The organism is Leptospira adleri (genome assembly GCF_002811985.1).
Lineage (GTDB): Bacteria > Spirochaetota > Leptospiria > Leptospirales > Leptospiraceae > Leptospira > Leptospira adleri.
In genome coordinates this window covers 23,616-47,673 of the sequence record NZ_NPDU01000011.1, presented here as the reverse complement: position 1 = coordinate 47,673, position 24,058 = coordinate 23,616, and the positions used below count along the sequence as shown (strand labels likewise).

The 24,058-nt window shown below is 42.5% G+C and carries 18 protein-coding genes, 1 rRNA gene and 1 other RNA gene; 3 read left to right on the top strand and 17 right to left on the bottom strand.

Annotated elements, in window-relative coordinates; genetic code table 11:
• Window positions 1-3: 3 nt before the first annotated feature.
• The 6 genes from rpmH to CH376_RS05915 all read right to left on the bottom strand — a co-directional run bounded on the left by rpmH (window position 4) and on the right by CH376_RS05915 (window position 8,863).
• Window positions 4-165: a 50S ribosomal protein L34 gene (rpmH, locus tag CH376_RS05940; RefSeq protein WP_100787976.1), complete on the bottom strand. Its 162-nt coding sequence runs from the start codon at window positions 163-165 to the stop codon at window positions 4-6.
• Between the two features lie 239 nt (window positions 166-404).
• Window positions 405-521: ribosomal RNA gene (gene rrf / locus CH376_RS05935) — 5S ribosomal RNA — on the bottom strand.
• A gap of 79 nt (window positions 522-600) precedes the next feature.
• A complete protein-coding gene (locus tag CH376_RS05930; RefSeq protein WP_125232014.1) occupies window positions 601-2,952 on the bottom strand; it encodes an LA_2272/LA_2273 family lipoprotein in 2,352 nt (783 codons plus the stop codon).
• A gap of 210 nt (window positions 2,953-3,162) precedes the next feature.
• Window positions 3,163-4,989, bottom strand: a complete 1,827-nt coding sequence (locus CH376_RS05925) for an FG-GAP-like repeat-containing protein (RefSeq protein ID WP_100787974.1) — start codon at window positions 4,987-4,989, stop codon at window positions 3,163-3,165.
• 191 nt (window positions 4,990-5,180) lie between these two features.
• Window positions 5,181-7,520: a hypothetical protein gene (locus tag CH376_RS05920; RefSeq protein ID WP_100787973.1), complete on the bottom strand. Its 2,340-nt coding sequence runs from the start codon at window positions 7,518-7,520 to the stop codon at window positions 5,181-5,183.
• An 89-nt stretch (window positions 7,521-7,609) separates the two neighbouring features.
• Complete coding sequence (locus tag CH376_RS05915) at window positions 7,610-8,863, bottom strand: valine--pyruvate transaminase (protein ID WP_100788017.1); 1,254 nt, start codon at window positions 8,861-8,863, stop codon at window positions 7,610-7,612.
• 194 nt (window positions 8,864-9,057) lie between these two features.
• Between CH376_RS05915 and CH376_RS05910 the strand changes: the two genes are divergently transcribed.
• Window positions 9,058-10,950 carry an adenylate/guanylate cyclase domain-containing protein gene (locus CH376_RS05910; RefSeq protein WP_100787972.1) on the top strand — a complete coding sequence of 631 codons (1,893 nt, stop codon included), beginning with the start codon at window positions 9,058-9,060 and terminating at the stop codon, window positions 10,948-10,950.
• 21 nt (window positions 10,951-10,971) lie between these two features.
• Here CH376_RS05910 and CH376_RS05905 read toward each other — a convergent pair whose 3' ends face one another.
• Window positions 10,972-11,622 (bottom strand): DsbA family oxidoreductase, encoded by a 651-nt coding sequence (locus CH376_RS05905; RefSeq protein WP_100787971.1) that lies wholly within the window; start codon window positions 11,620-11,622, stop codon window positions 10,972-10,974.
• Between the two features lie 356 nt (window positions 11,623-11,978).
• Window positions 11,979-12,329, bottom strand: a transfer-messenger RNA (tmRNA) gene (ssrA, locus tag CH376_RS05900).
• A gap of 172 nt (window positions 12,330-12,501) precedes the next feature.
• On the opposite strand from ssrA, the gene CH376_RS05895 reads away from it, so the two are divergent.
• On the top strand, window positions 12,502-12,723 hold the full coding sequence (locus CH376_RS05895; protein ID WP_100787970.1) for a hypothetical protein: 222 nt from the start codon (window positions 12,502-12,504) through the stop codon (window positions 12,721-12,723).
• Between the two features lie 36 nt (window positions 12,724-12,759).
• Here CH376_RS05895 and CH376_RS05890 read toward each other — a convergent pair whose 3' ends face one another.
• The 3 genes from CH376_RS05890 to CH376_RS05880 all read right to left on the bottom strand — a co-directional run bounded on the left by CH376_RS05890 (window position 12,760) and on the right by CH376_RS05880 (window position 15,653).
• On the bottom strand, window positions 12,760-13,659 hold the full coding sequence (locus CH376_RS05890; RefSeq protein ID WP_100787969.1) for a hypothetical protein: 900 nt from the start codon (window positions 13,657-13,659) through the stop codon (window positions 12,760-12,762).
• Between the two features lie 89 nt (window positions 13,660-13,748).
• Window positions 13,749-15,119 carry an LIMLP_03685 family anti-sigma factor gene (gene rsx / locus CH376_RS05885; protein WP_100787968.1) on the bottom strand — a complete coding sequence of 457 codons (1,371 nt, stop codon included), beginning with the start codon at window positions 15,117-15,119 and terminating at the stop codon, window positions 13,749-13,751.
• 9 nt (window positions 15,120-15,128) lie between these two features.
• Window positions 15,129-15,653: an RNA polymerase sigma factor gene (locus tag CH376_RS05880; protein ID WP_100787967.1), complete on the bottom strand. Its 525-nt coding sequence runs from the start codon at window positions 15,651-15,653 to the stop codon at window positions 15,129-15,131.
• A gap of 633 nt (window positions 15,654-16,286) precedes the next feature.
• Here CH376_RS05880 and CH376_RS05875 point away from each other — a divergent pair.
• Window positions 16,287-16,535 carry a DUF433 domain-containing protein gene (locus CH376_RS05875; protein WP_100787966.1) on the top strand — a complete coding sequence of 83 codons (249 nt, stop codon included), beginning with the start codon at window positions 16,287-16,289 and terminating at the stop codon, window positions 16,533-16,535.
• Between the two features lie 64 nt (window positions 16,536-16,599).
• Here CH376_RS05875 and CH376_RS05870 read toward each other — a convergent pair whose 3' ends face one another.
• The 6 genes from CH376_RS05870 to CH376_RS05845 all read right to left on the bottom strand — a co-directional run bounded on the left by CH376_RS05870 (window position 16,600) and on the right by CH376_RS05845 (window position 24,018).
• Window positions 16,600-17,127 (bottom strand): NuoI/complex I 23 kDa subunit family protein, encoded by a 528-nt coding sequence (locus CH376_RS05870; RefSeq protein WP_100787965.1) that lies wholly within the window; start codon window positions 17,125-17,127, stop codon window positions 16,600-16,602.
• Window positions 17,114-18,574 carry an NADH-quinone oxidoreductase subunit G gene (locus CH376_RS05865; protein ID WP_100787964.1) on the bottom strand — a complete coding sequence of 487 codons (1,461 nt, stop codon included), beginning with the start codon at window positions 18,572-18,574 and terminating at the stop codon, window positions 17,114-17,116. Before CH376_RS05865 ends, CH376_RS05870 begins: the two co-directional genes overlap by 14 nt.
• A 166-nt stretch (window positions 18,575-18,740) precedes the next feature.
• Window positions 18,741-19,883, bottom strand: a complete 1,143-nt coding sequence (aroC, locus tag CH376_RS05860; protein ID WP_100787963.1) for a chorismate synthase — start codon at window positions 19,881-19,883, stop codon at window positions 18,741-18,743.
• Window positions 19,884-19,948: 65 nt separating this feature from the next.
• Window positions 19,949-21,430, bottom strand: coding sequence for an HD-GYP domain-containing protein (locus CH376_RS05855; protein WP_100787962.1), 1,482 nt, complete (start codon window positions 21,428-21,430; stop codon window positions 19,949-19,951).
• Between the two features lie 344 nt (window positions 21,431-21,774).
• The gene (locus CH376_RS05850; RefSeq protein ID WP_100787961.1) at window positions 21,775-23,244 is read right to left on the bottom strand and encodes an HD-GYP domain-containing protein; all 1,470 of its coding nucleotides are present in this window, start codon (window positions 23,242-23,244) and stop codon (window positions 21,775-21,777) included.
• 159 nt (window positions 23,245-23,403) lie between these two features.
• Window positions 23,404-24,018, bottom strand: coding sequence for an ACT domain-containing protein (locus tag CH376_RS05845; RefSeq protein WP_100787960.1), 615 nt, complete (start codon window positions 24,016-24,018; stop codon window positions 23,404-23,406).
• Window positions 24,019-24,058 lie beyond the last annotated feature (40 nt).

Here is a 24,058-nt window from a genome sequence, read left to right as displayed (position 1 = left end):
TTCTTAGTATTTTTTACCGAGTTTTTCGTCGGAAACGGTGAGCTTGTGTCTGCCCTTCTTCCTTCTACGGGAAAGAACTTTTCTTCCTCCGGAAGTAGCCATTCTCGCGCGAAATCCGTGTGTTCTCGCTCTTTTTACTCGGCTGGGCTGGTAATTTCTTTTCATAATTATCCCTGATTGGCGTTAATGATTGCGTTTCTTTTCTATTTAGAAGAATCCAACACTCTTTCTAACAGAAGCTTTCTGAAAAAGGTCTAAGTCAACCATTTCACACTGATTCAGTGTGAGTTTGTCCGTCGGGATTCTATTCTTTGTGGAATTTCAGGAAAAAGAAAATCCCTGAGGAAGGCCCGAACGACCGGAGGAGAATTGTCAGAATCAATTCTCTGTCCTAAAATAAAAAAACCCGGCAACGTCCTACTCTCCCATGCAGCGAACCACACAGTACCATCAGCGATGAGAGGCTTAACTTCCGTGTTCGGGATGGGAACGGGTGTGGCCCTCTCTCTATAGTCACCAGGAATCTTGAAGTCACAGTCGCGTACCGGTTTGTACGGTCAATCTAAAATTATTAAAATGGTGAAAATTATTTTGAAATGATCAATCCTCGCCGGTCGCTCCGGCGTTGACCCCTACCATCACGGGAATTTTTCCGCGAAGGTGAATGTTGATAAGACCGACTTGAGCCCCTGTCAAGTATTCGGCAAAGTTAAAGATACCAACGCTCAATCCCTTAAAAGAATGGCTGAGGTTCCAAGCTCCGACCGATACGCCTTCGAATCGATTGGAAATGTTCACCATTCCGATTTGAGTCCCTGCTCCGTCGTCAGCAAAATTAATTGGTCCCGTTTGAACACCTTGCATGCCTACGCTTATATTGATTCCTCCAGCTTGAAAATGACCGTCCCTTGCAAAATTGATTCCGCCGATTTGAACGTAGTTATGACCTCTATCGATGTTGAATGCCGACGCTTGAAAGTATGTTTTTCGCGAAAGATTGAAGACCAAGGATACTTGAGCATACGGATCGGCGCCTCGTCCGAAAGGTGCGGAACGAATATCCCTTGCTACGATGTTAAATAGACCGGCAAGCTGAATGTCGCTTTCTTCAACTGCATGGTTTCCGAACAAAGAAAGTTGAAACGGAGTATAAAGCGCACGATTGAAGAATAAAGATATTTGTCCCGGAACGACGTTTCCTTCTGCATAGTTAAAAATTCCCGCAATCTGCCCGTAGACATTCCCTTTCGCGTAATTGAACCCGGTCGAGATCTGCGCCCCTTTTACGTTGTTGGAAGCATAGTTACCGATTCCTCCGATTTGCCCGGCGGAAAAATTTGCGATATTGAAACCGAAACTAAACTGAGGCAACGGAAAGTTCTGCCCTGAATTTAGAAGAAGTCCTATCTGCATCCCATATACGTTTCCTTTTGTAACGGCAATCGGTGAGATCGAAAAACCATATAATGATTTTCGATTGTAATGACCCAATGCACCGATCTGCATTCCGTAAAAATCTTCGACTAAAGAATTGAATAGGCCGATCTGAACGCCTCCGAAGTCTTTGCGGATGAGATTGAACGCTCCGATTTCAACACCTCTCACTTCCGAGGCGAGATTGAACAGACCCAAATCTAGTCCAAAAATCGAAACACTCTTTCCATAGAAAAGATTTAATCGAACCCCATTGATAGGCGTTTCATAGGTGAAAAATTGTAATGGAGAATAAAGACTCAACTGAAAAAGAGAATAGCGTCCTTCAAGCAAACCTGTGTTCCGCTTAACGTTTCTATTTTCATAATTGGAGTTAAAGAATAGAGTGAACGGAAAAAAAGCGTTTTTCGCGATATTAATAAGACCGATTTGATAACCGAAAAGCTCGTGACTTTCGTTTATCAATCCGATCATAAATCCTTCTGTTTTGGGAGATCGATTAAAAATACCCGCCTGTCCTTTTTTGCTCGAATCGCTTAGATTTAGAATTCCGATTTGAAGATTTGATTGATTCGCAATATTTATTAAACCGAATTGGCTGTTTACTTGATCCGAATAGTTTAGGAACGTCGATATCTGAGCGTTCGCCTTGCATCCGTCAGGACAGGTATTGATATTCAGAAGGCTCGAAAATTGCAAATAACTTGATTGCGCGTAGTTACCCAAAACCGCGATTTGAATTTGGTTCTTGCGAGCGTGATTTCCAAGAAGCGCGAATTGCAAAAACCCCTCGCTCAAGATCGAATTTCCGATGAACGCCATCTGTAACAAAGAATTTCCGGAAATATTCAATAAACCGGCGAACTGCGATTTTGTGTCGGCGCCTCGATTGACTCCGAGGGTAAGTTGAAAAACGCCGTTCTCCGATAGATTAGAAAGTCCTGAAATTTGAAGGATAGAGTTTTCGCTGAAATTTAAGCCGCCCGCGAGTTGAATGAGTCCTTCATTCGAATTGTTTAAAATACCGCCGACTTGAAAAAAACTTTCCCTGGCCTGATTAAAGCCTACGGTGAATTGACCTAGATACGGCTTTCTCGCCACGTTTGTAAAAATTCCAAGCATAGGGAGATAGGCTTCATTGCCGACATTCACCAAACCAAGCTGCAATCCGAACGGCGAGTCGCAGTAATTTGCGATCCCGAACTGAATGCCATATAACCTGCGTTTGCTTAAATTGACAACACCCGTTTGTAAGCCGCTGTGACTTCCGCTATAGTTGACCATTCCCAACGCAAGACCGCCCGAATTCTCAGCAACCGAATTGACGAGCCCCAAATCGAGTCCGTATAGGTTCCGATTCTTTCCGTAAATAAAATTCAAACGAAGTCCAAAAACGTCCGATTCTTCCTCTGTCAATTGTATGGGATTGAATAAGGCGACTTGTAGAGGAGTAATGGTTTCGGCGATCAAATTAGATGAAAGCAGATGCAGCAGAATCAAAATGTAGAATCGGGTCAAGACGATCTCCTCTCTTTATCAAAGGACGATGCATTGATTACAATTTAACTTTTCTATTTTCAATTCTTTTTCAAAGAATGCATCAAAGGAAAGGACCCAAATTATAATTCATCAGAAAACTTCGAGTGGTCTAACAACGGAAAAAGGAAACAAATTCTTAGATCTTTGAGAATTCAAAAATACGAATATACTTTAAGGAAGGTATAAAAATCAAAGATAAGATATTTCAGTTTCTTCTTCTCTATAAAGAATCGGTCTAAATATGGATTTTGAATCTTTAGGAAACAATAATAAACTCTTATATTCATTGAAAGCAATCGAATAACCGAACTGGCTGGCTGGCTCTCCCGTAAGAATCGAATTCGCACTGAGAGCAGTTCCGATTAAAATTCCCGAAGAAGAACCGGAAAAAATATAAGTCCTCCCCGTGTTTCCTCCGGCCGAATATCCATAAGCCCCGATCGACGCGTCAGAACATCCGTCTCCGTTTACATCTATAAAGTTTAAGAAAATTCCGAATTGGTCTCCGGCCGTTTCACCGATAAATGTCGTATGAGCGGCGCCGCCGCTCAAAAGATTTTGGCTGACGATTCCCGAAGATCCCGTGGAAAGAAATAGGAATGAATTTCCTTGCCCGACTCCGTAAGCTCCGACGAGAGCGTCCAAAAATCCGTCCCCATTTACATCTCCCAAAGAAACTGAAATTCCAAAAAAGCTCGAAGCGGCTTGACCGGTTAAGATCGTATTTGCGATTCCGGAAGCGGATAAATCCTGACTGGAAATCCCAAAGTTTCCACCGGAATGAAAAATGTATGCGCGTCCTTGGTTTCCGGAGTAGGATCGGGCGCCGATCAGAGCGTCTTGAAAACCGTCCGCATTGACGTCGCCCATTGAAACCGAAATTCCAAATTGGCTCGCGGTTTCTCCGCTCAAAAGCGTATTCACGGATCCGCCCGCGGAAAGGTCCTGTCCCAAGATTCCACCGATTCCGCCGGAATGAAATAGGTAAGATTTAGAAATTCCATCGGCTCCGATTAAGATATCGGTAAATCCATCTCCATTCGAATCTCCGGTCGCAACCGAGATTCCAAATCTTCCGTTCAAAGTTGGTCCGATGAGAGTCGATTTGGCCGAAGAAAAACCTCCGGTCGGAACTCCGGACGTTCCGGAAGAATAAAAAACGTCAACTCTGCCGGTAGAAGTCGAATAACCGTAGGATCCGACGACAAGATCTTCAAACCCGTCCCCATTGATGTCCCCCGTCGCGAGGGCGCCTCCAAAAAATACGATGGAACCCGCGCTAAGAATGGAATTCGGCGCCGCGCCGTTTGGAACGCCCCCTCTTCCCGAAGAATGATAGATAAAAACGGAATCAACACCCGAACCCGGAGCTCCGACCATCGCATCCGCATAGCCGTCCCCGTTTACGTCACCCAACACAACCGACCATCCAAATTGACCCGAGGGAACGCCCACAATACTCGTGTTAGCCGAAGTTGCGGCTTGCGAAAGAATTCCCAGAGGACCTCCATGAAATATATACGCCTTCCCCGTTCCGGCTCCGAACTGGTTGGCCCCGACGATCATATCCGGAAAACCGTCGCCGTTTACGTCGTGATTGTTTCCTTTTCTAATTTGAATAGAATACTGGGAGGAAAGAGGGCCCGATCGAACGGAAACCTTATGCAAAGAATTTTGTTTCCAAGCGTAAATGCCGGTAGGTAACGGAAAAGACCAAGTGTTTCCGACAACCGAAGCGCCTTGGAAAAAACCTCCGTCTAACGAGACCTCTACGGTCGAAGCGAAGGGGGCGGTGTCTCCCGTCAAAAAACCGGATTGGATGACTCCGGAGTTCCGCACGTTTCGAATCGAAGGCGACAAACAATTAGAAGTCTGCCCCAGCATACATTGAATAATTAAATTTTCGTAATATGGATAAGAACTAACGTCGCCCGGATTCAAACTTTGAATTCTTGCACATTCGAAAAAAATAAAAAAAATGAAAACGATCAGAAAACTCTTTTGAAAAGAACGCATAAGTTTAGAATCTATAACTAAAAAACGGAATTTAACTTCGATGGAATTCTTATTTTATCAATATCAAAACGAAGACTCGGGAAATCGATCGATAGTTTCAAATTAGGTAAAATAGGACATCCGAGTCAATTCTAATTCTACGGGAAAGACGCCGGAATAAGTTCTACGATTAAGATTCGAAAGAGGTAAATTTATTTCTTTTTCCGGCTCGGCAGATACTTATAATATTCCACTTCAATCGTGTTGATTAAGAATGTGTAATATTTTACCAGCTTCTTATCGTATTTTTTCTTTTGAGCCTCGTTGCGTAAGAATTCGGAAATCTGATCCCGAATCAACGGCGCTTTCAAGTCGTTGTGACTTAGGATGATAGAACCGGGCATTCCCTGAGGAACCAAATCGTCCGGAATGAGAATCGTAGACGAATTTTGCAACAACGCGTATTCGATCGTAGACGCCACCTTGTCGTCGTCTTTCTCACCCTTAAGATGAGCCACGTTGTTTCGAATGTTGTCCAGATTCTCATAGATTTTTTTACGAAGTGAACGTGAATCGTGAATTTTGTCGGTGATCTTTGTAAATCGGCTCGGAAAGACGAATCTTTCGGCTCCTTTTGCGATCAGACTTACTTTTTTCTCTTTCGGCGTTTCTCCTTTTGTATACGCGTGCTCATCCTCGGAATCGTCGCCTCCGGAATAAAATCCGTCCGACGAAGAAGAAGTGGCCGCTCCGTATTCTCCCTTAAAACCGGATCCGAGTGAAGCGCCGCCGCCGTTGCCGAGAATATCCGACTTGTCCTTATCTCTAAAATAAAATGCGAGCATCAAACCTAAGAACAAACTTACAGGAATTCCCACGAACAAAACTCCAGTCGTTTTAAAGTGAACGGAAGCTATCAAAAAAAGAATCATACTCGCGACAAAACCGAGCATTCCCATCGGAAGATTGAACTTCTTTGCAAATTCCTGAGAGCGTTGTTTTTCCGCTTCAAGTTGTTCCAACGCCTGGATTCCCTGTTGCAATTTGACGATGCTATCCGCTTTCAACTTGGCGTTCAGACCGGGATGCTTAGGATTACTGAGAGTCGCGTTGATTTCTCTCGCAATGTCCAAATCTTTTTGGTAAGAAGGATTGTTCGTCGCCATTCCGCTTAACTTGTGTAAAACGGCCGCCATATAACCCGGATCCACGGCGTAAATCTCGGAAGTCTGATCCGGTTTTTCGATCACTTTCATTCCGAATTGCGCCGCGATATCCTTTTTCAATTCCTCTACCAATGACGGATAACGCGTTTCGTCAAGCAACCCCGAAGACTTCAGCTTTTGTTCGGGTGAAAACCGGTAGAGCGTTTGATCTTGCAGGGTTGTCTCAGAGATCTTACTCAATATTCTTGTTTTTAACGATTTAAAAACGTTCTCTTCTTTTCTCTGGACCAGCTTGTCTTTTTCTTCGATCAGTCTGGAAAGAATTTGAATCGACGCTCTGCAGGTTTCGGAGACTTTTTTCCCGAGTTCGTCCGTTTCCCGATCGAACGGATAATCATTGATAAGCGAAATGAGGGCTTTGACCTTTTCGCTGTTTTGTCTTCTTCCCGGTTCCGCTAGTTGAATATGAGTTTGTTCAAATTCGGCGATTCTCGTCCTAAATAGACTATAACCCGCTCTTTCGCTGAGTTCCTTCAGATAAGGGATCGCGAATTTTTCAAGTGCGTCCGCCTGACAACGATAATGCGCGATCACTTCCGGTTGATTGACGTACGAACCGTCGGGATTGAGCTGTAGATCGTCCAGTATGATATGATAATCCGGGAGAATCTTCATCACATAATTCTTCTTAAGCGAATAGGTTAAGAAGTCCCGCAAGAAGTCCGTCATCGGAATATAACTGTAAGGCTGAAATCCTCGTTTCAACAGGGTGGAAAACTCCGCCTCGATCGAAGCGAGTTTCGGAAATAACCAGGTCTTTCCGGCTTTATTCTTATGAAGTAAAAAAGCGCCCGGGCTATCCTCGTCCGGAAGTTTCGGTTTTTTGGCTCGGTTCTGAAGGATCAGATCGATCATCTCCTCCGAAAATTCGAAACAAGCGACTCGAAACGGAGTCACGTCGGTTTTGGTCTCTTTTTGCGGACTTGCAATCGCGATACGAGCTAAGACCTTGGCTCCGTTACGAACGAGGAATGGATATATATAAGCGGATTTATTTTTTCCTTTTTTCTCATAGTCCACCAATTGCCGCAGGGCAAAGTCCACGCTTTGAGGCGACTTGGATTGTTCGCTTAAATTTCTATATTTATTGAGAAGTTCGGAAAGCTTGTCTAACGTGAGCAAATAAGATGGATGAATTCCTTTCGAACCGTGTTTTTCAGTTTTTTTATGCCAGTCCCGTAGTTCGTCTAAAATACAACGCGCGGTAGCGGAAAGCCCGACTGCTCCCTCGTTTAAAAAAATATAATCCGGCATAAGAGACTGGATTTCCACCGGCTTACTCGCCGCCAGTTCTTCAAAGCTTATGTCCTGTTCAGTACTTTCCATTTTTCCTATCAATGTAACAAGGTAATTCCGGTAAATTGAATCTTTCTAAGTATCCAGTCTTCCATTCCGAATGACTGGACGAAACCTTTTTATTTGGAGAATTTTTCCAATACTCGACCGATTCTTACGATTCCTTCTTCTATTTCCTTTTCTTCTTTCACAAAGCTCAAACGAAAACATTCTTCTCTATGAGACCAACTCCGATCCGCGCCGGGGAAAAAAGTTTTTCCGGGAACTACGATCACACCCGCTTCTTTTAGGATCGGATATAACTCCGAAACCGTAAGTTTTAAATTCTTTACCCAGACCCAAAGAAAAAAGGCGCCTTCACTTTGATGAATTCTATAATCCAATGCCGAACTCCAATTTTGAAGAATCGCGTTCCTTGCAAATTCGGACTTTTTTTGATAGTAAGGTCGAATAACGTTCTCGCACAAATTTTTCCATTCCCCCGAGCGGAAAAGATCCAGAGCGATATATTGTCCCGGACTTGCGCTCGTGAGATTGATAACCGAATTTGCTTTTTGCAAAAGTTCGATCGTCTCGGAATCCCCCAAAACGAAACCGGTTCTAACACCCGGAAGACCCAGCTTAGAAAGGCTAAATCCTTGAATCATTCCCGGCCTGTGGATAAACGAAGTTTTTTCGAAAACGACGCCCGGAAACGGATAACCGTAGGCATTGTCGACTAACAACGGTATGTCGGCCTCCCTCGATTTTGAAATCAGGAACTCCAGCTCCGCTTCCGTAATTACGTTTCCCGTAGGATTCGTGGGCCGGGAAACGCAGATACAGCCCGCTTGCTCTTTCCAATCGGAAACGATTTCAAAATTTTCCTTGTCGATATAATATTTATAATAATGCGAATCGATTTCCTGAATTTTAGGAAGAAACGAAAGAAAAGAATCCGTTTCCAAAGTTTGATCCGTATAACCTATGTATTCGGGAAGAATCGGAAATAGAATTTTTTTACTCCTCGCATTTTCAAATTTACCCGAGAAAAAATTCAACAAAAGATAAAACGCGTTCTGACTTCCATTGGTGATCGCAATCTGATTTTCGGAAATCGCGGTTCCCGATTCTTCCGATAAAATGGACGCAACGCGTTCCCTAAGTTCTTGAATCCCGGCCGGAGATTCGTAACTCCCTAGAATTCTTTTGAAACTTCCCGATTCGATCTGTTTCGATACGATCTCTTTCCAAACCTGGGCGACTTCCGAAATCAGTGCAGGATTGCCGCCGCCCAACATACAAGCGCCGGGCGGAGGACTCCCCAGATCCTCCATAAGTTGTCCGATCCCCGTTTGCTTCTTGAATTTTTGACCGAATTGAGAATATTGCATACCGTACCAAATTTCTTCCGAACTCAATAGCAGGAAACAGAATCTAAACGAAAAGAGAAATTTTGTAGATTCTTTTTGGAAAGAATCGGATCGTTTTCCCATTCCTTTTATGATGGTGAGAATTTTCTAACGCTACCTCGCAGAATTTAGGATTATAAATAAAATATGTTTCGTACGGGAACCAGAGAATCGACATGGAAATAAATCAGAACAAACTCAGATCCAAGGAAATTTCAGACCTCGGAGAATTCTTAAAACAATATCCTTGGGACGAAGAATGGACCCGATCGGGAAAACCTTTGGATGTACTCTGGGAGTTCGAATTGGATATCGACTTGGAATCCCTTTGGCCTTGGCTTATCGACACATCTTCGTTTAACAAAAGGATCGGCATTCCCGAAATGAAATACGTTGAGAAAGAAGGCAGGTTGTTCGGACGCTCCAGAAACGCAGGAATTCTTATGGAATGGGAAGAAGTTCCTTGGGAATGGGAATACTGCAAAGGTTTGAACAACGCGAGAATCTACAGCAAAGGACTCGGTAAATACGTTAGATGTCGTTATATCGTGGAAAAACTTTCACCGGAAAGGACCAAACTCACGGTTTACTTCGGTTGGATCCCCAGAGGTATTCTGGGTAAGCTGATCCTTCCCGTGGGAATGAAACAACTTTTTAAAGACTATCAGAAAGGACTTTTGGGAGTTCTGGAAGACATTGAAACCAGAAAAAGAAACGATTCGATTATCAATTTTAAGAATACTCTGAAAGAATCGGAACCGGTTGCCGAAAGCCTCAAGCTAAAACAAATCAGAAATAATTTAGTTCGTGAGGGTATCGAAGAGACTCTGATCGATCGAGTGATTCATTATATTCTTTCGGAAGACGAGAACGAACTCTACCGAATTCGGATTAAAAAATTGGCCTTGGAATGGAAAGTTCCGCAGGAAAGTCTTCTTCTCCTTTTTTTACACGGATGCAGACAGGGACTTTTTACGCTTTCTTGGGACGTTATCTGTCCTCATTGCAGAGGTGTTCGATCCGAACTCAATAACTTGGGAGACGTTCCTTCTCAAGATTCCTGCGACGTCTGCGGAATCGATTTTGAATCCTCTAAGCTCAATACGATCGAAATCACCTTTCACATTCATCCGTCGGTACGAGAGGTTCAAAAAAGATATTTCTGCGCCGCCGAACCCGCGACGAAATCTCATATTCGTTTTCAAAGAACGATTCCGCCCGGATCAGAGTACATTACAAATTTATTATTGAACGACGGAATCTATCGTCTGAGGATCGCGGGAGAAAAAAAATATAATCTTCTGGAATTACAACCTTCTTCGAACGAAACGATCCGTTGGACCGCGGATCAATCGGAACAAGAACTCGTCGCAAAACCCGGACCTACCGTTCAAATTTACAACAGCGGACTTTCGCCGAGAACTTTCGTAATCGAGGAAAAAAAAGAGGACGCTTACAGTCTGCGTCCCGCGGAATTATTCAACTTTCAGGATTTTCGCGACCTTTTTACGGAACAAGCGATCGCATCCGATCTTCAACTGGACATCGGAGTTCAAACGATTCTTTTTACCGACATTGTCGGCTCCACGAGATTCTACATTTCGGAAGGAGATACCGGCGCGTTTAAAGAAGTCAGAGAACATTTCGTCCAAGTGTTTAGAATCATCAAAGAAAACAAAGGCGCCGTTGTAAAAACGATCGGAGACGCGGTCATGGCGTCGTTTTCAAGTCCGTTGGACTCCATTCGGGCGTCGATTGAATTGCAGAAGATATTCCAAATCTCTCCCGAAAACAGAATTCAAATCCGAATCAGCGTTCATACAGGTCCGTGTTTGGCGGTGAATCTGAACAGCAATATCGATTATTTCGGTAACACAGTAAACTACGCTTCAAAATTACAAGGAATCACGGACGCCGGCGAAATCGCTTTTTCGGAAGCAATTTTTAGAGACAGTGAGATTCGGAATTTTCTAAGGGAAACCGGTTCGAAAGTGAGGAAGGTTCCTTTTCAATTGCCTTGGTCAAAAGAAGAAGAGACCGCATACAAACTCGTATACGATCTCAAATGAAAACGAAAAGAAGCGTTCTGTTTAAGGCGCTTCTTTTTCCAATTGATCAAAGACTTGTAAGAAGAGATTCGATTCTTGCGCGCCGGAAACCGCATACTTCTCATTAAAGACAAAAAATGGAACTCCGGAAACGCCGAGTTGTCTGCCTCTCAACTCCTCCTCTTGAACTTCTTTTAAAAAAGTTTCGTTTTCCTTTACGTAGTTTAAATCCCCTTCATCGAGACCGACCTGTTTCAAACTTTCCAAAATAGTCAAAGGATCTGATAGATTTTTGCCTTCTGCAAAGAAGTTTTTAAAAAAGATTTCGGCGAGTTCGGAGGCCTTTCCTTTTTCCTTTGCCCTTCGAATCAGAGCGTGCAGCAAAAACGTATTCGGCTGATGACCTTGCTGCTCAGTTGAAAACGGAAGTCCTTCGGCGACGGCAATATCGGCGACTCTTTGCACCATCATTTTAACCCGATCCAAAGAACCGAACTTGCGCGTCATGTGTAGAACCCTGTCTTCACCTTCCGGCGCAAGATCGGGATTTAACTGAAAGGCTTTCCATTCTATTTCAATCTTATCATCGGGGTGAGACTTTTTACGAAGTTCGATCGCGTCCTCTATTCTTTTTTTTCCGATGTAACACCAAGGACAAACCACGTCCGAATAAATTGAAATTTTTGTTTCCAATTCCTATCTCCTAAACTCCTAAAGAGGAGAAAATCCAATTCAATGATTGCGGATATTTGCGTAAGAATGCAGAAAGATTCTCTTACTTTACTTGCCGATGTTTATTGCAGCTTGACCAAAGCTTTATTTTTGCTGAAAGACCAAGCTCCAAAAAGCCGTCCCGATTTTGGGAAAGTTTCTTATACAGTTCAGACTGCGGATCTACAGTTATAGTTTAAATTTAAAGTCTGAAGAATTCTTCTTAGAAAAAAATCTCAGCTTTCGCTCTTAAAACGAACCTTAATTATGCGGGAACCGAAACAATCGGACCGAAGAATTTTAATAAATTCTTAGATCGAAAATAGAACCAATGAATGCGATGGAGACGGCGGGGTTCGAACCCGCGTCCTATTGCGCCCCAGATTAGCCTCTACGTGTGTAGTCTATGTATAAAGTTGTCGGATCGAGTTTAACCCACAGACAGGACTCTCTTTCCTATTCAGCTCGAATACGATCTCTCTCAGGAACCGAAAACCAAAAGAGACGCCTCCCGAAAAGTGTCAGAACGTTTGGCCCTCAGGAGAAAGAACCAAGGTTCCGTAGCAGTGATTAAGCTGCTAGGGCTAATTCGTTATTAGCGGTTATTGTTTGAAGGTTTTGAGAGGAGCCTACAACCTCTACACGCCACATAATCCCTGACAACAACAGTCGAAACCAATTTCGTCCCCGAATTATCTTTCAATTAGACTGTCAGAATTTAAAAACTTAGAAGCGGTCGCAAGTTTTTTATCAAAATAAGAATTTTATGGGAAAGAAAGAAATCCTACCGCTAAAAAAGGAGAAAAAAGAAGATTTCATCTGTTAACCAGATAACTAATTCATTTAAAGAGGTGCAGTACTATGGATCAAATCAAGGATAAGATTTCCTCATTTGGAGCTTTTCTTTCTTTTGCAGGAATCGTTTCTGGAGCTTTGAGTTTTTTTAACTATAACTTAAAGATTCTTATGTGGATCGACAATTGGGGAGTTTCCACCGGCTGGGCAATTAGAGCGGGTTTGATTGCGGGCGGCGTAATTTTATATTTCTTAGGAAAGATAGGAAGAGATTCCGCAACTGCGTAACCGAAAGGAAGGGCCGCTCGAACAAAAGTGGCCCTTTTAAAAATAATAAACCAAAGAAATTTTAGATTCCGATTCCCCGACCTCCGGCCGAAAGCGACTCCCGAATTTTATTTCGAAAGAACCACTCTCCTTCGAAACCATCTCCTTTTTTTTGATCGTCATCGAAATCACTTGGGTAATTGAAAAATCCAAGATCAAAACCGAAATCAAACCCGTTACCGCTCTTTCTCTTCCTTCTTTAATTTTTTCCGGCGTCGTATAACCGCCGGAAATCGGATCTTTCACCAAAGAGGCGTTTTCATAGGAAAATACTAAGCTGATGAATTTCGGATTCTGCGAGGAAACGTTCGGATCAAGATTCGCATAAGAGGAAAGGAGATTCAACGGATCGTCGTAAAAACGAACGGTCGGTTTCGAATAAAGTGAGATGAGATGAATCAGATAGAGTTCGCTAATGGAAAAGAAAGCGCCTAACGTAGGATATCCCAATCGATACAGATTGGACCATCCAGGTATCAAACTCGGAAATGCGTCTCGAAACGAAAGTTTGGCGATTTCCGAGTTTTTCAAAGGACTGGAAGAAGATTGATCCCGATTGTTTTTCGAAAGATCCTTAGACGCGTCGTTTTCCGACGTTCGATTTTCCTCTTCCGGCGTCAAAGAATTCTTAGATCCGCTGCCCCACTGAACTGGAATCGATTTAATGGATTTGATCGAACTGATCGGTATGTTAATAATGGAACCGGATTCGGATTCTATCGTAACCGCGGCTTTTCCCAAAGTGGTCTTAACGTTTTTGTATTCGATCCCGTTTCTCAGAATGAGCGTGTCGGCGGAAAGATCTTTCCAAAAGCAAAAGAAAACGAGCCAAAAAGAAAATTTGAAGAATACGGAACAAATTTTATCTTTCTTTGAATCTGAGAAGAATGGTTTCAAAAGGGGCCGCATATCCGTCCAATCTAGTAGATACGAATCGAACTTACAAAATTTCCGCGTACAATAAAAAATAATCCGATTTTTTTTCCTTATTCGAAATCGATCGAATCGACGGCGTCGATCGGAAACAACAGATTTCCATCCGATTTTAAAAGAATGTAAAAACTATCGTGTTGATAGACGAAACCCTTCACTTTGGAACCGTCTTTAAAATAAATTACTCTTTCAATATCCGGCTGATTCTTATCCTTCAAGATTTCAATCAAAGGAGTATTGTCCAACTTAGCCACCAAGGATTTGAGTTTTTCAACTTCGCGCAGATCGCTCGGCGGAAAACGAACCATAGAATTAAATTTAGCGGTTAAATCCTTTTCCTCGCTTGGAAGCAGATTTTTAATCTTTTTATTTAGATTCTGATCGAACGCAAAAATCTGATCCCCGTTTAATTTTTGAACGTCGGAGGAAAGAGCGAAAACAAAATCGCCTTCCACTTTGATGCCTTTGGCTTTTGCTTCTTCAATGCTCTTTTCCAGAGATCGAATTTTTTTAAGACCGGATTCAGGAATTCCTTTCCATGACAAGGACTGCCCCCGATTGATTTCGACTTTTTTACTTTGAAATAGAATTGGAAAGTTGAGTTTTAAAAATTCTCGCTCTTCTTCGGTGAGAGTGTTCGCGGTTTTTTCGAAAGCAACGGAAGGTCCTGTTTCAACTTCGACAGTACCGTCCAAAACATTGAGATCCAACTCGGAATGAGAATCTCCGACCTTTCGAGAATAAACGACTCTTGTACCGACCAGCAACGCGCGCACGTCCGGAGAAAGAATCGAGAGCAATCCATCCGAATCAACGGACTCGTTTTTGACTGAATCAACGAGAATCGAACCGTGATCCACATTCACGGAAGAATTTTTTCGGTTTCCCGTAACGGAGACTTCCGAACCGGGAAGAACCCGAACGGCCACGCTCTTTGAACCTTCTACTTGGAATTCGCAAATCGAATAATTTCCGGAAACCAGTTTCCGGTTTAGAAGATTCGCGCCGGGTTGAGAAGCGACTCCGTCGATCTTGCAATCTCCGTAAGAATGGATAAACGCTTGGTCTAACTTTGCATCTTGATCCAATGAAAAGCCAAGCCAAATTGAAATTCCGGATACAAGAAGAACTGCCGCGGCTAAACCGGAAACAACCCAACCGGACTGAAAAATCGAATTCTTAAATTCCAATAACTTTCCGAAGGGATTGTCACCGCCGCCGGAATTTTTTCTTTCCTTCGATTCCGAAAGACCAAAGGATACAATGGAATTTGTTTGTGTAGCCGACTGGTACATAGAACGGGCCTTGTCGTTTTTGAGTACGAAATTGAGTAATTCTTTCTTACCTTCTGTATTCAATTCACCATAGAGGTATTTCCCCAATAGGTCTTCAAAGTGTTCTATGTTATCAGCCTTCAACTTCATTGTGTATTTTTAGAATTGCAAACCTTGACTTTCCATTTTTTCTCTAAGTAAAGAGACGGCGGAAATCAGTCGTCTGCTGACTGTTCTTTCTGAAATTCCGAGCGCGAGCGCCGTCTCTTTCAGAGTTTTTCTCTCTAATTCCTTAAACAGTATTATACTCTTTTCGGGTTCGGGAAGACTCTCAATTGAATCTTTTATCGCTTTTTCCAAAAAAGCTTTCTCTAAATTTTCGGGGATTTCCGGATTTACTTCTATATCTACGACCAGATCACCGATGCTCAGATTTCCAAATTCCTTTTTCTGTTTATTATAATGTTTAAAATACAGGTTTTTTGCAATGGAGCAGGTCCATGTACTGAAGGACGCGATCTTTGGATCAAACTTTGCAAAAAAAGTGAATGCTTTTAAAAAGGCTTCTTGCGTTAGATCTTCGGAAACTTCCGGATCTCCGGATATTTTGAGAAGAAAGTGGTAAACCGTCCGATGGTTTTCTTCATAAAGCGTTGAAAAATCTGTAGAATCGGATCGAACCATTTATAAAATGCTGTGAAAACAGGGTTTTTTGCAGTTTTTCAAAGAAATTGCGATCCTAAAAGCACAAAAAAGAAATTAAATCCTAACTTCCAAGGGCCCCAGTGTATTAAAAACTATGTCATATCAGCCTAAAAACGGCCGAAATCGAACGCTTTCAAGAATGTTGGTGAAAAAGTTTATTTGGATATTCCTATTCTTAATCTGCATTTTTCTCCTTCAATGTGCGGCCCACGATTTCGAACCGAAAAGTTCCAGTTGTGCCGGAAAAACCAAGAAGAGAAACGAATGTTATGAAAGACTTTTTTTCTATTGTGCATTCAACGCTGTAAGTACGGACAAACCATTTACGAACTATTGCACATCGAATTCAGGGTTGATTCTGCTGCTTGCCTGCAGCAATCTATTTCCCGAATGTCCATCCGAATCTTCGTCTTCTTCGAGCAGCTCTTCGAAATAGAAAAGAATTCGATTTCCAAGAAGGGCGACCGAGTTCCGAATTTAAAATAATAGTTAGAATTCTTTTCCGAATTTTATTTATTGAAACACAGTATACTTAAAGAATTTCTCGAAAACAATTTCGAAAAAAACAAATCCGTTACAAATTTCGGTGGGTCTCAATGTTATTGAATATATATGAGTGACGATGAGTTTACTTCTATCGAAATGATTCCAGGATATTTGGGGGGAAAACCCTTCATCAAAGGAACCGGAGTACGCGTTTTAGAAATCTTGGATTTACTCTTATCGGGAATGTCGAGAAAAGGAATTCTTAGGGAATATCCCGGAATTTCGAACGACGATATCGACGCTTCCGTTGCATATTTAGAATCAAAGTTGGATATCGCGAGACAGAACGAATATCTGAAACGGAAAGTAGTCTGAAAATTTAGAATTTCTCCATTAGGAATCCTGCATACGATTCAAATCAAAAATAGGAGAAAGTTTTCTAAACTCTTTCTCCTATGATCGGTCCGCCCACTTTTTGCATCATTCTTTCTTTTGTAAGAATCAGATCGTCCCGGTTATCCGCCGCCATCTCTCCCGGTCCGTCCAAATAAATTGCACCCTTGGGACAGGCTTCCTCGCAAAGCCCGCAAAAAATACAACGCAAAAGATTGATTTCAAATTTCTTGGCAAACTTATCTTCGGGATGAAGATGCTGAATTTCCGGAGTCACTTCCGCCGCTTCGATATAAATCGCGTCAGCCGGGCAAATCCACATACAACAAAAACAACTCGTACATCTTTCTCTTCCCTGCTCGTCGCGTTTCATCGTGTGCATTCCGCGAAAACGAGTGGAATACTTTCTTTTCTTTTCGGGAAATTCTATCGTAACCGCTCCTCTCAGAAGCGAGGCTTTGATAAAATGTTTAAGAGTGATCCAGAGTCCCTTTCCGACGGAATAAAAATAGAACTTCTCATACCAAGTGAGTTTATGCCGACTTGCGACATGGATTACATTAACCGTTCCCAATTGAGCTAACCTCCTTCCGAGAAGAAGACAATTCCTTCACCAATTCCGCTAACCTCTGAAATACGGAACCTGAGTTCAGCAATCCCTTCGGCGGATCCATAGCTTTTTGAAAACGTTGATTCAATCCGTTCTTATTCGTAAAAGAACCTGCTTGTTCCGTGAAGGTTTGAATTGGAACTCCGTAAGAGGCGTCCGCAATATCCGAAGTCAAATTCGTATCGAGAACGACGACCGTAGTTTTAGGGGATATGGACGGCAATACATCCTTTACATTTTCTTTGACTATAAAGACCAGATCGATCGCGCCTGATTCGACGGACTTACGAATCGATTCGATCCCTTGAGAAGAAACGAACCCGGCGTCCACTCCACCTCTTGTGTTCGGCCTTAAATCGGTGGTCATTAAAAAATCCTTCTGTTCCGGCGGTTTTGATTGAACCGATTCCACTCGAACTTCGAAAATCGCCGATTTTCCGAAAGATTCTACGTATTGTAGAATCGACTTTAAATTCTCATTGGATTCGGATGCTCCACCCAAGATTGCGATTTGATTCGCGGCTATTATTTTTTCGGCGATCGCCGGCAAAACAATTCCGCTTTCGGAAGAGTTTCCGTTTTGATAATATGCGAAAAGACGATTTTCGTTCAGCCAGTCCACGTCGAAACGGCCTTTGTCGCATAGAAAATACATGTCTTTTTCCTCGTCGATTCGAGGCATATAACGATACATTTTGTTGTCTCTTACGTTGGTAGTGATATTACATCCCGTGCTGCAGCCGTGGCAGATCGACTCCGCGTTTTTATACCACCAAACTCTCGACTTGAATAAGGTCTTATTGTTAAGAAGCGCTCCGGTGGGACAAAGATCGGCAAGCGCTCCTTGAAAGTTGTGCTGAATCGGTTCATTCTTTGCGAGACCTATGATCGAATGATATCCCCTTTCAAAAAGTCCGAGATTGGATTCTCCCACGATCTCTTCTTCAAAACGAACACAACGATAACAAACGATACAACGGTTGTGATTGATAATCAGATTGGATCCGATTTCTTCTTGAGGAACATTCCGTTTTTGTAATGTAAAACGGGAATTTCCTTTGCCTTCTTTAAAAGCATTGTCCTGAAGCTGGCATTCACCGGCTTTGTCGCAAACGGGACAATCCAGAGGGTGATTTGCGAGAAGAAACTCCATCGTTCCCTCGCGCGCTTCTTTGATTCGATCATTCTTAGTAAATACGGAAAGTCCTTCTGTGACCTTGGTATTGCAGGCGGCCTGAAGTCTTGGAACCCCTTCGATTTCGATGAGGCACATTCTACACATACCTACGATGGAAAGTTTAGGGTGATAACAGAAGAATGGAATTTCTATTCCGACGTCTTTCGCCGCAGAGATAAGGTTTTTCTTTTCATCTACCTCATACTCGATTCCGTCGATTTTGATTTTTACCATGGAATCATCCTTTTGATTAAACCCGGGTATTGGGAAACAATTCTATAGAAACGTACCATTCTCATTCTGGCAACCCGTTTCTAAAAGTTCACGGTTTTCGCTCTTTTGCTTTCCGTTTCTTTGGAAGATCGTGATGAAAATCTTTCTTCCATTTTGAGACTGATTCTTAAAGTTCTAAGTCCTTGTAATAATCGGGAACGCGGGCCCATTTCTGAAACCAGAGCGGATTGATCGCCCTTTGGTAGAGATAAGCGTCGACAAGAACCAAATTTACAACCGCCTCGATGATTGGAACCGCACGCGGCAGCACGCAAGGATCGTGACGACCCTTTGCTTCCAACGTCGTTTCCTCTCCTTTGAGAGTTACCGTATTTTGCTTTTTAAAAATGGTGGATGTCGGTTTAAACGCGGCGCGAATCACGAGTTCTTCCCCGTTCGATATTCCGCCTTGAAGTCCGCCCGAATTGTTCGTCTTGGTTCGAACTCGACCCGTCCCTTCTTCGACATAAAATTCATCGTTATGCGAGCTTCCTGTGAGAAGTGTTCCTGAAAAACCGGAACCGACCTCGAAACCCTTGCAAGCGGGAATCGAAAGAATCGCTTTCGCCAGATCCCCGTCCAGCTTATCGTAAACCGGATCGCCCAAACCCGGGGGAAGATTGTAGGAAACACATTTGATCGTTCCTCCCACGCTATCGCCGGCTTCTTTCATTTTAAGAATCAGATCTCTCATCGTATCCGCGCTGGACGGTTCCGGACAACGGACTTCGTTTTGATCGACGTCTTCCCGGGACTTCGGATAATTTTCGCCGATCTTCGACTGAACAGGTCCGATCGAATCCACCCAAGCTACGGTTTCGATTCCTAAATCGTCCTTGAGTATCATTCTTGCGATGGCCGCCGCGGCAACTCTTCCGATCGTCTCTCTTACGGAGGAACGGCCTCCGCCTACGTGCGCGCGAAATCCGTATTTCACTTGGTAAGTATAATCCGCGTGGGAAGGACGAAATGTAGTTCTTAAATTTTCGTAATCTTTTGAAATCGTGTTTTGATTGTTTACGATCAACGCGATCGGAGCTCCGATCGTCTTTCCTTCAAAAACACCGGAGACAACTCGAACCGTGTCCGATTCGTCTCGAGGAGTGGTCAATTTGCTCTGGCCCGGTCTCCTTCGATTTAAGTCTTTTTGAATTTCTTCTAAACGAATGGGGATTCCCGCGGGAACTCCTTCCACGACAACCCCCACAGATTCTCCGTGAGATTCTCCAAACGTACTGACTTTAAAAATTTTTCCCCAACTTGAAGGCATAATACCAAGAAAACAAGGTAAAGCTCAGGGATAAAGCGCGTTTCTGGGAGAATCCTTTGGTTTTATCAGGCCACGGAACGAGGAGCGCTTCCTCTAAAATTCTGATCCACCTTTTCGAAAAGATTCGGTTCTAATTCAGGATCGATAATGTAGATGACTCTTCTCGGATCCATGCTATTGTTCAGATTGAAAACGGCCTTTCTTTTATCTTCACGGAAAGAATGAGGATCGTATCCTTCGATCTTAATTTTTCCCTTGTTGGTGATCAAAGGGCGAATCGTTCCGATTCTTTCCAAAAGCGGTCTTGTTTGATGTCTGTAGATCTCTTTGATGACGCAGGTTTCGAAATGCACCTTTCTCTGAGAATCCATAGAAACTACGATGATATAATCCCCAGGATTGAGAACGCTTTGGTTTTCGCAGAGACTCAAAGCCATTAAATCGAAGAAGTCCCGAACGATCTTTTCGTTGTAAGAGAAGAAACTATTGTTCAGGATAAGTTTCATCGAGGTAAGCGGATCGTACGCAGGACGCCAATCCTGATCGGAACTCAAAGAAGCAAATTCCCCCGAGATCGAAATGATTCCGGGATCCTCGTCCGTATAAGTACTGTTCAACAAATGATGAATTTGTCTTTGTATGTCCTCGATAAGAGTCTGTTTCGTTTTATCGTCTTTGTATTTCTGAAGATACTCGGTCAACTTTCTAATCAACATATTGGTAGAAGGATAATTATTGTTTAGGCCCTCTCCTCGAAACGTTCTATGGCTGTTTAAGACCGCGGACTTAACTTCGGAATCGATTCCGGTAAGATTTCCTATCATAAGATAACTGATGATAGGATGATTTTTGATATAATCGAATTCTTCCGGCCTTAGGTTCGAATGATTCGGAAGTTTCATTCTGGACTTTCCTATATCGACCATATAAGAAGCGAGCATAACGTTCAGCTGTTTTGCTTTTTGAAGTTCGTTTTCGGCTTTGCTCAGAGCTTTCATACCTCGGAGTTTCATCGCCATGGAGATGACGGTTCTCTTTGTCATTATCTCCGAGTCCGCTTTTACTCCGGCTTGTCTCATCACTTCGATGACGTTGACGAGTCCGAGTTCCATATCAGAACTAGACTTAAAGTCCACAAGGATGTCATCGATTCCTTTTTGCACTTTTCTAATGTGATTGTTATTGAGAGGAAAGTGTTTCAACTCCTCCAAAAGATCCGAAGCCTCTCTTGCTAAAGCGACGGTAAGATCCGTATTGATCAACTTCGTAAAGGAGACTTCACGACCATGGACCGAGTCCGGTTTTTTATTCTTAATTATTTTTTCTTTTTCGGAGATTAGAAAAAAGATACCTTGGCTTTCGAACTTTTGCAGTTTCGTGATATCGTCTTCCGAGGCGTCCGACTTTTTATGGATTAGAATTTGACCGTTCTTATTATAAAAATCTACGGGGATTTCGTTCTGACTAATAAAACTCTTAATAACCTCGGAAGTAAATTCAAACTTCTCCAGGAGTTCCTTATTTACAGAATGTGAGTTAACGCTCATATTACAGCTCTTCTTTTAAATTGCCCGTAGGCCTCGTTTTGGAAGAGAATTGCGTACTATGGAAGAACAAAGCAATCCTATTCTTTGCGAATAGAACATACGACTGGAAAAAAATTATTTAAGAGACTTCGATTTACAATTTATTTCCGATTTAGGAAATAAAAATTCATTTCGGATAAAATTCTTTTGTAATATTTCAAATCAAAGTCAAATGTTTAATCTTTAAGCGCGACTAAGGATCGCCGTGTCGCATAACGATTGATCCGTTTCACTCCTAAAAACCGCCGACCGAGGAGATCAAAATACGAAAAAGTTCAAGGTTTCAAAACAACGTTAGGAAAGTTTCACGCGCTTTCTTTCGGAATTTCTCCGGTTTGTTTGACCAATTCCTCATAGAGATATCCGTCCATCTCCGCGTCCAGAACGTAAACGATTCTTCTTGGGTCTTGATTCTTCTCCAAATTAAAGATCGCCTTTCTTCGATCGAGCTTGAATGAATTTAGGTCGAAGCCCGAAATTCTTAATTTTCCCATATTGCTGAAATTCGGACGAATCGTCCCGATCCTTTCCAGCATAGGACGAATTTGAGTTCGATACATTTCGCGGATGATACAAACTTCGAAGAAGACTTTCTGATTGGAATCCTGCGTTACGACGATTACAAAATCGCCTTCCCTAATAAAAGGCTGGTTATTGCAGAGGGACAACCCGATATGATCGTAGAAATCCCGCAAAGTTTTCTCATTATATGCAAAAAAACTGTTATTCAAAATCAGCTTCATAGCAACCAAAGGTTCGTAAGCGTCGCGCCACTCTTGTTTTGTGGTCAAGGACGCGAACTCCCCAGCGATGGAGATCACGCCGATATCATCCATCGGAAGATTGTTTGTAAGAATATTACGAATCTGTTTTTGAATATCCGCAACCAAGACCGTTCGTTTCGGATCATCTTTGTATTTCTCTTTATAAAGATTGAGTTTCTGCACGAGAGTTTTCGGCTGCGGATAATTGTTGTTCATACCTTCGCCTTTGTGGGGACGATGGTGATTGAGGACCAACGTTTTGATATTGTCGTCGAGGTCGGGAATATTCGCGACCATGAGATAACTGATGATAGGATGATTTTTGATGTATTCGAATTCTTCCGTCTTCAGATCTTTCTGAACCGGAATCTTCATCTGAGTATAACCGACGTCGGCCAAATAAGAAGACATCATCAGATTCATCTGATCGAGTTTTTTTTGCTCCATGTCGACTTTTGTAAAAGCCTTTCCGGCTCTCACCTTCATCGCCATGGATATGACGGTTCTCTTTGTCAAAACTTCCGAATCCATCGGAACCCCGGCGGCGCTCATAACTTCGATGATATTGACCAGGCCGTTTTCCATATCGGGAGTGGAACGGAAGTCCTCTAAAATTCCATCGATGGATTTATTGAGTTGTCGAACTTGTCCGCCGTTTAACGGGAATTTTTTTAGTTCGGATAAAAAGCCCGCGGCGTTTTTCGCGAGATCCACGGTTAATTCTGAGTTTACTAATTTGGAAAAACTGACTTCACGACCGTTGACGCTGTTCGGACCGGAAGATTGTTTTCCACCGGAGATTTTTTCAAATTCCGATTTGAGGAAATAAATTCCTTGGCTTTCAAACTTAAGAAGTTTTGTTATATCTTCCCCGTTTGCATTTTCTTTTTTATGAATTAGAATCTGACCGTTCCTGTTATAAAAGTCCACAGGAATGACGCTGTTAATCTTAAAATGTTGGATGATTTCTTCAGTGAAATCGAATTTCTGTAAATCTTTTTGTGCGTCCATGCAATCTTCGAGAAATTGAAATTTATTTTTAGAAGCGGTTAAGGTTACATAACGTGGAAAAATTCTCTATGAGAAATTCCATTCTTAATCCAATAAAAGGCAGGAATGCACCGTTTGCACCGAATATTTTCTTATGCGACGAAAAAAATATTTTCCAAACTACTTCCAGGAAGAATTCAAACTGATTTCAAGAATATTCCTGCTCACCCTTTCTTCCAAAGAAGAACCCGCAAAACCGCCGCCCTTTGGATCCGTAAGAATGAACGTATCCTGAGCTTGATTTCCCGTCCGGTCCGTCCGAATTGTCGCTGAATGAATGTTAATTCCGTTTTCTTTTAGAACGCCCGTAACAAAATAAAGAAGTCCTTTGCGATCGGGGGCTTCCAAATACAATTTTGTCCGAGCGCCGCCTTCAACGTCTTCGAATTCCAGTTTAGAATCGTTACTGAGATGGTATGTATTTCTGAGATCGATTTCACTGGAATGGTGAATGATCTCTTCCAACGCGGAATCTTCCGTAAATACGGACGACATAAGAATTCCCAATTTAGAAGCCTTAATTTTAGAATCTGTCTCTTCCGATTTTAAGGTAAAAACGTCGTAACTGAATAATTGACCGTTCTCTTCGATCGTCTGAATATCTCCGGATACGATCTCCCAACCCATAAAGAACATCGCTTTCACCATCTTATGAAGAGTTCCGGGAGCCGTTTCGGAAGTTTTGAGGGTCACAGTGTAGAGTCCATTTTCCTCTTTGTAGTGAAAGTTAATCATCGAATTGAGCCTACTTACTACCATAATAGGCGGTTTCTAA